The following is an 11,213-nucleotide window of genomic DNA, read 5'->3' on the forward strand; positions in this document are numbered from 1 at the left end:
GTCCTTTCTCTCGGTACTTCAAAAATCAATCGGAAAAACATATGGACTGCGGTGCAACAGCACCCAGCGCATCGGGTCGCAGCCTTGCCATCAACTGCTCAAACTCTGGCGTGCCGCGCAGGGCTTGCGTTCTTACCTGTCCTGCCTGCAGATACACAATGCGATCGGCGAGGCTCGCCTCACGCTGCCAATGCGTGGCAAAAATCAGCGTTCGCGAGCCGCTCTCAGCCGCCTGCACCAACCGCTTCAGCACATCGGCAGCAGTGACGGCATCCAGTCCCTCCGTCACCTCATCAAGCAGCCAGCAGCGGTCCGGGCTCAGCAGCAGTCTGGCCAGTGCCAGCCGGCGCGACTGGCCTCCGGACAGACCCAGGCCGCCTTCACCCAGCATGGTGTCCAGCCCCTGTGGCAGGGCCATGACGTCGCTTCTGAGACCTGCAGCCTGCAGGACGCCCCACAGTTGCTCATCGTCGGCCTTGGCATCGGCAAGCCTCAGGTTGTTGCGCAGGCTGTCCTGAAAAAGCTCGGTTCTCTGTGTCATCCAGCTGCAGCCGCGGGCCTGAACCACGCCTTCGTCCGGCTGCAGCTCACCCGCCATCAAATGCAGCAAGCTGGTCTTGCCTGCACCGCTGCAGCCGATCAGCGCCACGCGCTCGCCCTGGCGCACGTTCAGGTCTATAGGACCCAATTGACGAAGTCGGACAGACTGCAGGCTGACGGCCAGCTTCTGCACAGGCTGCTGCGGACTCTCTGCCGCTTCGGCCTTGGCCGCCAACGGTGGAGCCAGCCTGCGCAGCGCCAGCCAGGTACGCCCGGCCTGTTCTGCCCCTCTGCGCAGAGCTGCAAACGGCTCCATTGCCGACAGTGCCAGCAAAATACCCAGCGCAGCAACCGGCGCGTTGATGCGGCCCTGTTCCATCAACCAGGCCATCAACAGCACGGATGCGCTCAAAGTAATGGCAGACACCGCACCATAAGCCTGGGCGGCAGCCGCTTCGGATTGATAAAGCCGCTCATCGGCCTGGGCGCAGCGCGCATCGCTGTGCAGCACTTGCTGCACCTGGGCAGGCAACTGGCCTGCCATTAGCAGCTCGGTCTGGCCTGCAACCAGATCCACGGTTTGGGCACGCATGGCCTCCAGTGCCATGGCACGGCGTACAGCGGCCTTGCGGCTGCGCAAGCCATGCCACAGGGCAATGCCCCAGCCAGTCAGCAGCATCCACGCCAGGGTCAACAGGCCCAGCCACCAGCGCATGAACCCGTAGGCCAGAGCCGCCAGCAAGGCCGCGCCCAGCGCCGCTACGGCGGGCACCAGCAGGCGCAGATAAAGATTGTCCAGGGCATCCACATCGGAGGTCAGACGCTGCAACAGCCTGGCCGGGCGCTGCAGCAACAGACGGGCGGCCTGCGGGCGAGCCCAGCTCAGGAACAGTCTCTGGCGCAAAGCGGCCAGCACGGCCAGTGTGGCGTCGTGAGTCACCAGGCGCTCGGCATAGCGGGCACCGGTGCGGCCCACGGCCAGCAGGCGAATGCCGGCCGAGGGCATGAACACATCGAACACCAGGGCCGTGGCAGGCACCAGCCCGGCCAGGGCCGTGGCCGTGATGAACCAGCCCGACAAACCCAGCAATGCCATGCCCATCAGCACCGTAAGCGCTGCCAGGGCGGCACCTCCCAGCCAGAGCTTGTGCGGCGCCATCTGGCCCAGCAGCTTCAGCATCTCGCGCATTGAAATGGCTCGCATCTTCATGGCTGCGGCTCCCGCGTCGGTCGCAGCAGCGGCAGCTCGATCACGCGATCCATGGCAGCGGCCAGCTGTGCATCGTGGGTGGCGACCAGCATGGTGCGCCCCCTGGCCATATGGCGCAGAGACTGCGTAATCTGGGCTGCTGTCTCGGGATCCAGATGAGCAGTAGGTTCATCGACCAGCAGCAGTCCGGCCTGTGTCTGCGCGGCCATACGTGCCAGAGCCAAACGTACCACCTCGCCACCGGAAAGGCCTGCGCCCCCCTCACCCAGGCTTGCGCCGGGGCGATGCTCCAGGGCCTCATCAAGTGCCGCCAACTGCGTAGCTTCGGCAATCTGCTCGGGTCCTACCGAGCTGCGCCCCAGCGCAATATTGCGCGCGGCCGAGCCGGCAAAGACATGGGGCAACTGACCCAGCCAGGCCATGCGCCGGCGCAGCTGGGTAGCACTGCCGGCCTCAAGCGTTTGCCGGTCGATTTCGATACGGCCTTGCTGTACCGGCAAAAGGCCAGCAATCTGCGCCAGCAGCACGGATTTGCCGCTGCCGCTGGGACTCCACAGCGCCACATGCTCGCCGGCCTGTATGTGCAAAGACAGCGGCGCGAGGCTGGAGTCACTGCCTGGCGCCTGAACCTTGAGTCCCGAAACGCTTACGGACACAGGCTGGCCAGGCCATGACTGCTCATCGACCGGAGATGCTTCAGCGGCATGTTGTGCACCGACAATCTGCATGGACTGCGCCTGCATGCTCTGCAAGGTCTGCAGTGCGGCCTCGCCTGCGGCTCTGTCATGCCAGACGGCCGAGAGATCGCGCAAAGGCTCGAAAAATGCCGGCGCCAGCAGCAGCACGAACATGGCTTGGCCCAGACCGAGCTTGTCGCCCCAGGCGCCGAAATTCAGCGTGCCCAGCAGGTGAAAACCTATATAGACGGCCACCATGGCCACACCCAGTGCCGAGAAAAGCTCCAGCACCGCAGAAGACAGAAAGGCAATGCGCAGCACGCGCATGGTGCGGGTGCGCAGGTCTTCGGCATGGTCACGCAGCCGCTGGCCCGTCAGCTCCACGGCATGCAGTGCACGTAGCGTGCTCAGGCCACGCAGGCGGTCCAGCAAGAAAGCGTTCATATGACCGAGCTGCAGCATCTGCTCTTCGCTGGCCGCCTTGGCACGCCTGCCCACGATCGCCATGAAAAGCGGAATCAGCGGCGCGGCAACCATCAAAATCAGAGCAGCGACCCATGACTGCAAGGCCACGGCAGCCAAAATCACCAAGGGCAGCAGACGCACACGCCACATCGCGCTCTGGTAACGCGCCAGCCACGGAACAATGGCCTCGGCCTGCTCGGCCATGGCGCTGGCCGCCTGGCCGGAAGCTGGGCGGCTCTTGTCCAGCGGCGATGTCTGAGCCAGCGACTGCGCCACCCGGGCGCGCAAGCTGCTGAGCTGCGCGCGCGCTGCACGATTGGCCAGCATGCCGCCATGGCCTTCTGCCCAGGCTCGCAGCAAGCCCAGCAACAACACGCCAGCAGCCATGGGCCAGACGGCGGCCCTGCCCTGACCGTTGGCCATGAGTTGCACAGCCCAGGCCAGCAAGGCTGCCTGCGGCAGCCATATCAGCCCGGCAAACACCTGCCACACAGCTCCCGCGCTAGGGCGACGGATGACGCTCGCCAACTCGGCATGTGCTGTATCGACCTGTTTGTCGGTGGAAGAAGAAGGGGTGTGCTGCATTTCTCAATTTTCAGTATTTACTGAAATTAACGGAATACTACTCTTCTTTTGACAATCATCATGACTTGATATGCAAAAGCCAATTGCAGGACCAGGCCTACATTGATACGCATCAACTCCGAAGCGATTTAACAAGGGTTAACCCTTGCACAAGTCGTGCTTGAGCAACATCAAGCGAGCAAGCCGCCCATAAAAAACGGCGTCCGAAGACGCCGTTGGCACAGAAGATAGTGAACTGCCTCAGGCAACCAGCAGGCTTGCCTTGGCTTCGGCGTACTCACGCTTGAGGCGAGCCACCAGCTCCGCCGTGGACTGCACCTTGTCAATGGCACCGATACCCTGGCCACAGCCCCAGATATCTTTCCAGGCCTTTTGCGCACCGCCGCCAAAATTCATCTTGCTGGGGTCTGATTCGGGCAGGTTTTCCGGATCCAGACCGGCCGCACGAATCGAAGGTGCCAGATAGTTGCCATGCACGCCTGTGAACAGATTGCTGTAGACCACGTCGTCGGAGCTGCCCTCGACGATCGCCTGCTTGTAGGCTTCTACGGCGCGCGCCTCGTCGGTGGCAATGAAGGCCGATCCGATATAGGCAAAGTCCGCACCCATGGCCTGGGCCGCCAGAATCGAGCCACCCGTGGCAATCGAGCCGGACAGCGCCAGAGGGCCGTCAAACCATTGGCGAATTTCCTGCACCAGGGCAAATGGGCTCTTCACACCCGCATGGCCGCCAGCACCGGCTGCCACGGCGATCAGGCCATCGGCACCTTTTTCAATGGCCTTGCGAGCAAACTTGTTGTTGATGATGTCGTGCAGCACCACACCGCCCCAGCCATGCACGGCCTGATTCACATCTTCACGCGCACCCAGGCTGGTGATGATGATGGGCACCTTGTACTTAGCGCAGACCTGCATGTCGTGCTCCAGACGGTCATTGCTTTTGTGCACGATCTGATTGATGGCGAATGGTGCCGAAGGGCGATCGGGATGGGCCTTGTCCCAGGCCGCCAGAGTCTCGGTGATCTCTGCCAGCCAGTCCTCCAGCTGCTCGGCCGGGCGGGCATTGAGAGAAGGCATGGAGCCGACGATACCGGCCTTGCACTGCTCGATGACAAGCTTGGGATTGCTGATGATGAAAAGCGGCGAGCCGATGACAGGCAAAGCCAGCTTTTTGAGGGCAGGTGGCAGCTTGGACATATGTTGTCTCCTTCTTCGTTTTATCAATAAAAAAGGGCTGCAGCGTTTGTTCCAGATACGCCGGCAGCTCTTATTTCAGAAGCAGTTCGAAGGACGGCTCACTGTTTGCACCCCTGTGCCGACGGTGAAGCCGTCCGACTGGCCTTTGGCCAGTTTCGCCTGCCATGGCGCCACTCCCTGTCCCCAGGGCAACAGTTTTTGCCTTCTCTGTGCACGGAAGAGCATCGTGATGGGAGCAGGCGCAAAAAAGGCCTGAACGCGGTGCTGCGTCAGGCCTTGGTTTCTTACTGCGTCACACGCCCGGCGGCATTGACGATGGACAGGTCCACATATTTGGATCCCACTTGCCCGGGCTTGAAGTTCACCCAGTAGCCGCCCAGGTCATAAGACTCCAGTCCGCGCAAGGCGGCACTCATTTTTTCCGGCGTCACCGGCTGGCTGCGACGCATGGCCTCCACGATGACTTTGGCATTCACAAAGCCTTCCATCATCGCAAAGCTCACCGGAACGTCCAGGGACTTGCCCGCAGCAATCGTCGCGTCGCGAAACTCCTTGTTGAGCTTGCCCGAGACCTTATAGGGACTGGGCACCACCTGGGCAATCGACAGACCGCTCATGTACTCCACAGGAAGACGCTTGGCCAACTGCTCGATATCGGCCTCGGCCGTGGCATAGACCTGAGCGGTACCGCCCTCCATGCGATATGCCTCGACAAATGCCGCCGTGGCAGGGCTGGAAGCCACCAACAGGATGGCTTGAGGCGAAGTCTTCGCAGCCTGCAGTTCCTGCACAGCCTTGTCCGAGCCACCTCGGCTCTTAAGCATGGCCGATGCGACCAGCTTGGCCCCGCTGGGGTTCACGGCCTTGGTCACCAAGGCCGTCAGCTCCTGTGCATCGGGACGCTCCTCGAACACCAACGCCAGCCGCGTGATGCCTACGGTGGCCAGGTGGGTGGAAATCTTTGCGATCTGCTCGACAAGCCCTGCACGCGTGGAGAACATCTGGGGTGATGCCAGCACACGGGTATCCGTGCTCTGATAACCCACCAGCGGAATCTGCGAGCCATCCAGAGCCTTGCTCTCCAGCAAGGCCAAGAGATTGCGATTGCCGAAATAGCCTGCCAGCACCACGGGCTTGGATTCGCTCAGCAGCTTGCGCGTCTTGGTCACGGTCTCTTCGGGATGGCCCACATCATCGAGCACGGCCAGCTCCACAGGCTGGCCCTGCACACCACCGGCCTTGTTGACCTGGTCAAAGTACAGACGCATGCCCTGCGCATAGGCCCGCCCCTGACTGGCTTCGGCCCCCGACATCGGGGCCACCTGCCCTACCGTCCAGGCCTGTGCCACCAAAACAGCACCTGCACACATGGCGACCAAACCGGCTCGCGCCAACACCCAATGCTTGCGATTCATTCAGAGTCTCCCTCTCCATCAATGCAGTGGGTCTGAAGCGCCCATGCAGCTGCCGAATTATTGTTGATGACCTGACCTGTACGAGCCAGGCGCCCATGGAAAAAGAGGGGCTTGAAGCCCCTCTTTTGATGTGCGCCAAATTACAGCGCGTTGACCAGTTCGGGCACAGCCGTGAACAGATCGGCTTCCAGACCGTAATCGGCCACCGAGAAGATCGGTGCTTCGGGGTCCTTGTTGATCGCCACGATCACCTTGGAGTCCTTCATGCCCGCCAGATGCTGGATCGCGCCCGAGATGCCGCAGGCAATGTACAGCTGGGGCGCCACGATCTTGCCCGTCTGGCCCACTTGCAGGTCGTTGGGAGCGTAGCCCGCATCAACGGCCGCACGGCTGGCACCGATGGCCGCACCCAGCTTGTCGGCCAGGGGGGTGATCACTTCGGTGAACTTCTCGGCCGAGCCCAGAGCACGGCCACCGGAGACGATGATCTTGGCTGCCGTCAGTTCGGGACGGTCGCTCTTGGTCACTTCGCGGCCCACAAAGGCGCTCTTGCCGCTGTCAGCCACGGCAGCCGCCGTTTCCACGGCCGCCGAGCCGCCAGTGGCAGCGGCTGCGTCAAAGCCGGTGGTACGCACGGTGATGACCTTGACGGCATCGGCGGACTGCACGGTGGCAATGGCGTTGCCCGCATAGATGGGGCGCTCGAAGGTGTCGGCGGAGTCGACCTTGGTGATGTCGCTGATCTGGGCCACGTCCAGCTTGGCGGCCACGCGGGGCGCCACGTTCTTGCCCGAGGCGGTCGAGGGGAACAGGATGTGGCTGTAGTTGCCGGCACCACTGCCCACAATCGCCAGCACCTGGGCGGCGACGTTCTCGGCCAGGCTGTCCTTGAGGCTGGCGCCGTCGGCATGGATGACCTTGGAGACACCGGCGATCTGGGCGGCAGCGGCTGCTGCAGCGGCTGCACCTTCGCCAACCACCAGCACATGCACATCACCGCCGCAGGCCTTGGCAGCCGTCACGGTGTTCAGGGTCGCAGTCTTGATCGAAGCGTTGTCGTGTTCTGCAATAACGAGAGAGGTCATTTCAGTCGTCTTTCTCTAGAATTTTTCATGGTGCCTGCATTACCCGCAGCCGGCCAATCTGGCGCGGCTCAAGCGCGGGACACCGAGGAAGGGCCGCCCCGCACCGAGGGTGTCGTCCCCCTGCGGGGGATGACGCGAAGCGGCTCAGGGGGCCTTAGATGACCTTTGCTTCGTTTTTCAGCTTGTCGACCAGGGCGGCCACATCGGCCACCTTGACGCCAGCGCCGCGCTTGGCAGGCTCGGAGACCTTCACGGTCTTGAGGCGGGGCGTCACGTCCACGCCCAGGTCTTCGGGCTTGAAGGTGTCCAGCTGCTTTTTCTTGGCCTTCATGATGTTGGGCAAGGTGACGTAGCGGGGCTCGTTCAGGCGCAGGTCGGTGGTGATGACGGCGGGCGTGGACAGGGCCACGGTTTCCAGGCCACCGTCCACTTCGCGAGTGACGTTGACCTTGTCGCCGGCGACTTCGACCTTGGAGGCGAAGGTGGCCTGGGGCAGATCGGCCAGGGCCGCCAGCATCTGGCCGGTCTGGTTGGCGTCGTCGTCGATGGCTTGCTTGCCGCAGATGACCAGACCGGGTTGCTCCTTGTCCACCAGGGCCTTGAGCAGCTTGGCCACGGCCAGGGGCTGCAGCTCGACATCGGTCTCGACCAGGATGCCGCGATCGGCACCGATGGCCATGGCCGTGCGCAGGGTTTCCTGGCACTGGGCCACGCCGCAGGAGACGGCGATGACTTCGGTCACCACGCCTTTTTCTTTAAGGCGCACGGCTTCTTCGACGGCGATTTCGTCAAAGGGGTTCATGCTCATCTTGACGTTGGCGATGTCCACACCCGTGCCGTCCGACTTCACGCGGACCTTGACGTTGTAGTCCACCACGCGCTTGACAGGGACCAATACCTTCATTGCTGCGGCTCCTTAATGATTACTGCATTGACGTTTACGTAAACTGGATTCATTTTATGCGGCACCGCAACACTCTCTGCACAATTTTCCAGACAATCTGCCCGGAGATCTGTGCAGCAGCCTTCGCAGGTGGAACGGCATAAAAAAGAACGACCGTTCAATTTTATGCACAAGCCTTGCGAAATCATGGGTCTCAGATGGGTCAAATCAGGGTAAAACCTAGGAATTGAGTCCATCAGTGCCATGCCTGCATCCAGATAGGCCTCACGGTAACACTGCCAGAAAGCGGCCTCGTCGTTCAAATGGACGGGCCGAAAACACAAGACTCCGCGCTGTGAACGACGCCATCCACGCAGCTCCGCCTGCCCAACAACGAAGGCCGGGGAGCGCAAATCCAGGGTTTAGCGCCAGCGAGGCCGGCGCTTTTGCGCAAAAGCCTGAGCGCCTTCCTGCGCGTCGGCATCCAGCATATTGGCAGCCATGGTCTGACCCGCCAGCTGATAAGCCGACTCCAGGCCCATTTCACGCTGGCGATAGACCAGCTCCTTGCCCATTCTGATGGCCACCCGGGGCTTGCTCACGATGGCAGACACCAGCTCTTCCACCCCGGCATCGAGCCGCTCCGGCTCGACCACGCGATTGAGCAGACCGTAGTGCAGAGCCGTCTGCGCATCGATGAACTCACCCGTCAGCAGCATTTCCATGGACTGTTTGATCGGCATGTTGCGCACCAAGGGCACGCTGGGCGTGGAGCAGAACAAGCCGTATTGAATGCCGCTGGTGGCAAAGCGAGCCTCGCTGCTGGCCACGGCCAGATCACACTGCGCCACCAACTGGCAACCTGCTGCCGTTGCGATGCCCTGTACTCTTGCAATGACGGGAACAGGCAGCTTCTGAATCGAGAGCATCATGCGGCTGCACTGGGCAAACAGCTGCTGGTAGTAAGCCAGCTCCGTATGGGCCGCCATGTCCTTGAGGTTATGCCCGGCGCAAAAGGCCTTGCCTTGGGCGGCCAGCACCACCACACGCGCCTGCTCGTTCTTGGCCACGGCATCCAGCGCCGACTGCAGGGCCATGAGCATTTCACTGCTCAAGGCGTTGAAACGCTGCGCGTCGCTCAACGTGATGCGTGCCACGCCGCGCTCGTCCTGACTCAGTTGTACCAAGGAATCGCTCATTGCTGTCACCCTGCTTTCGGACTAGATATCGGCCAATACGCGCAGATGTGCTTCCACGCTGCGCGCCAGCGGGTCCATTACGTAACCGCCTTCGAGGCAGGAAACAATGCGACCCTTGGAAAAACGCCGTGCGATGTCCTTGATGCGAGTGGTGATCCAGGCAAAGTCGTTTTCCGTCATGCCGAGCTGGCCCATATCGTCTTCGCGATGCGCATCAAAGCCGGCGCTGATGAAGATCATCTCGGGCTTGAATGCTTCGAGGCGCGGAATCCACATCATCTCGATGATCTCTCGAATGTCCATGCCCTTTGTGTAAGCGGCCACGGGCACGTTGAGCATATTGGAGGCCGGGTCCTTGTCGCCGCTGAACGGGTAGAAGGGATGCTGGAAGATGCCGCACATCAGCACGCGCGGATCACCGGCCAGGATGTCTTCCGTGCCGTTGCCGTGATGTACATCAAAGTCGATCACGGCCACGCGCTTGAGATGGTGGCGCTCCAGCGCATACTTGACGCCCACGGCCACATTGTTGAAAAAGCAAAAACCCATGGCCTGGTTGCGCGTGGCATGGTGACCAGGCGGGCGCACGCTGCAAAAAGCATTTTCCAGTTCACCGGCCAGCACGGCATCGGTAGCAGCCAGTGTGGCCCCTGCAGCACGCAGTGCGGCCTTGAAGGTGTGGCGGTTGATGGAGGTATCTGTGTCGAGCTGCCTGTGCTCGGGCCCGCCAGCTGCCAGCTCCTGCTCCAGCCGGTCGGTCAGGCCCTGCAGGGCGGCAATATGCATGGGGTCATGCGCCAGCTCGATCTCGGCCAATGATGCCAGCGGCACATTGCAGCGCTCCAGCGCATCGCCCACGCCGCTGACCAGCAGCCTGTCCTCTATCGCGTCCAGCCGCGCCGGGCATTCAGGGTGGCCCGGCCCCATCTCATGCAACCAGCAATCCCGGTGGGTGAAATAACCTGTCTTGCCCACAGTCATGTCTCCGCTATCGCTTATTTAGGATATGTTTCTGCCATGCATGCACAGAACACAATTAATGCGCTTTTGAGTCAGCTTAACACGGTGATGGAGGGCAAGCCGGATCAGGTCAGAGACGGTGTCGCCTGTTTGCTGGCAGGCGGTCACCTGCTGATCGAAGACGTTCCTGGTGTAGGCAAGACCACCCTGGCCCATGCGCTGGCACGCAGTTTCGGCCTGCAGTTCTCTCGTGTGCAGTTCACTGCCGACCTCATGCCCAGCGACCTCACGGGGGTCTCCATCTACGATCGCGGACAAGAGGCTTTTGTGTTCCATCCCGGGCCGGTGTTTGCTCAGGTATTGCTGGCCGACGAAATCAACCGTGCCAGCCCCAAGACCCAGAGTGCGCTGCTCGAAGCCATGGAGGAGCGCCAGGTCACGACCGAAGGCAAGACCCACAGCCTGCCCGCCCCCTTCTTTGTGATTGCCACCCAGAACCCTCTGGAGCAGCTGGGAACCTTCCCGTTGCCCGAAAGCCAGCTGGACCGTTTTCTCATGCGCATAAGCCTGGGCTATCCCTCGCGCGATTCCGAGCGCAAGCTGCTCGCGGGCAATGGCCGGCGCGCCGCTGCCGATGCACTGCTGCCCGTCATCTCCCAGCAGCAGCAGCAGCAACTGCAGGCTGCTGCTCTGGCCGTGCATGCCAGCGACGCCCTGCTCGACTATGTGCAGGATCTGATTGCCGCCACACGCAACGGCCAGTGGTTTGCCCAGGGCCTGTCACCACGCGCAGGCATCGCGCTGCTACGTGCGGCCAAGACCATCGCGCTGATGGAAGGCCGCGACTATGTGGCGCCCGACGATGTGCAAGCCATACTGCCCCAGGTGATTGCCCACCGTCTGGTTCCCGTGGGCCATGCAGGCCGTGGTGCCGTGGAGCAGGTGCGCGCCATGATGCAAGCCGTACCGCTATCTTGATGCTGCCGATGTATTTCGT

The 11,213-nt window shown here is 62.0% G+C and carries 9 protein-coding genes; 1 reads left to right on the forward strand and 8 read right to left on the reverse strand.

Annotated features, from left to right (window positions below):
* Nucleotides 1-25: 25 nt before the first annotated feature.
* The 8 genes from MPZ60_RS18030 to MPZ60_RS18065 form a co-directional block, all read right to left on the reverse strand.
* On the reverse strand, nucleotides 26-1,750 hold the full coding sequence (locus tag MPZ60_RS18030) for an amino acid ABC transporter ATP-binding/permease protein (protein ID WP_034356910.1): 1,725 nt from the start codon (nucleotides 1,748-1,750) through the stop codon (nucleotides 26-28).
* Entirely contained in the window at nucleotides 1,747-3,477 is a 1,731-nt protein-coding gene (gene cydD / locus MPZ60_RS18035; protein ID WP_187771853.1) for a thiol reductant ABC exporter subunit CydD, read from the reverse strand. Before cydD ends, MPZ60_RS18030 begins: the two co-directional genes overlap by 4 nt.
* A gap of 240 nt (nucleotides 3,478-3,717) precedes the next feature.
* Nucleotides 3,718-4,674 carry a nitronate monooxygenase family protein gene (locus MPZ60_RS18040; protein WP_034356911.1) on the reverse strand — a complete coding sequence of 319 codons (957 nt, stop codon included), beginning with the start codon at nucleotides 4,672-4,674 and terminating at the stop codon, nucleotides 3,718-3,720.
* Nucleotides 4,675-4,958: 284 nt separating this feature from the next.
* The gene (locus MPZ60_RS18045) at nucleotides 4,959-6,089 is read right to left on the reverse strand and encodes an ABC transporter substrate-binding protein (RefSeq protein WP_034356912.1); all 1,131 of its coding nucleotides are present in this window, start codon (nucleotides 6,087-6,089) and stop codon (nucleotides 4,959-4,961) included.
* Between the two features lie 140 nt (nucleotides 6,090-6,229).
* Entirely contained in the window at nucleotides 6,230-7,174 is a 945-nt protein-coding gene (locus MPZ60_RS18050; RefSeq protein WP_242899877.1) for an electron transfer flavoprotein subunit alpha/FixB family protein, read from the reverse strand.
* Between the two features lie 154 nt (nucleotides 7,175-7,328).
* Nucleotides 7,329-8,078 carry an electron transfer flavoprotein subunit beta/FixA family protein gene (locus MPZ60_RS18055; RefSeq protein ID WP_012839288.1) on the reverse strand — a complete coding sequence of 250 codons (750 nt, stop codon included), beginning with the start codon at nucleotides 8,076-8,078 and terminating at the stop codon, nucleotides 7,329-7,331.
* Nucleotides 8,079-8,479: 401 nt separating this feature from the next.
* Nucleotides 8,480-9,256: an enoyl-CoA hydratase gene (locus tag MPZ60_RS18060; RefSeq protein ID WP_034352648.1), complete on the reverse strand. Its 777-nt coding sequence runs from the start codon at nucleotides 9,254-9,256 to the stop codon at nucleotides 8,480-8,482.
* 21 nt (nucleotides 9,257-9,277) lie between these two features.
* Nucleotides 9,278-10,237 (reverse strand): histone deacetylase family protein, encoded by a 960-nt coding sequence (locus MPZ60_RS18065; RefSeq protein WP_003053043.1) that lies wholly within the window; start codon nucleotides 10,235-10,237, stop codon nucleotides 9,278-9,280.
* A 36-nt stretch (nucleotides 10,238-10,273) separates the two neighbouring features.
* On the opposite strand from MPZ60_RS18065, the gene MPZ60_RS18070 reads away from it, so the two are divergent.
* The gene (locus tag MPZ60_RS18070; RefSeq protein WP_034352651.1) at nucleotides 10,274-11,194 is read left to right on the forward strand and encodes a MoxR family ATPase; all 921 of its coding nucleotides are present in this window, start codon (nucleotides 10,274-10,276) and stop codon (nucleotides 11,192-11,194) included.
* The last annotated feature ends 19 nt before the right edge of the window (nucleotides 11,195-11,213 follow it).

It is taken from the genome of Comamonas sp. 7D-2, assembly GCF_022749555.1.
Lineage (GTDB): Bacteria > Pseudomonadota > Gammaproteobacteria > Burkholderiales > Burkholderiaceae_C > Comamonas > Comamonas thiooxydans.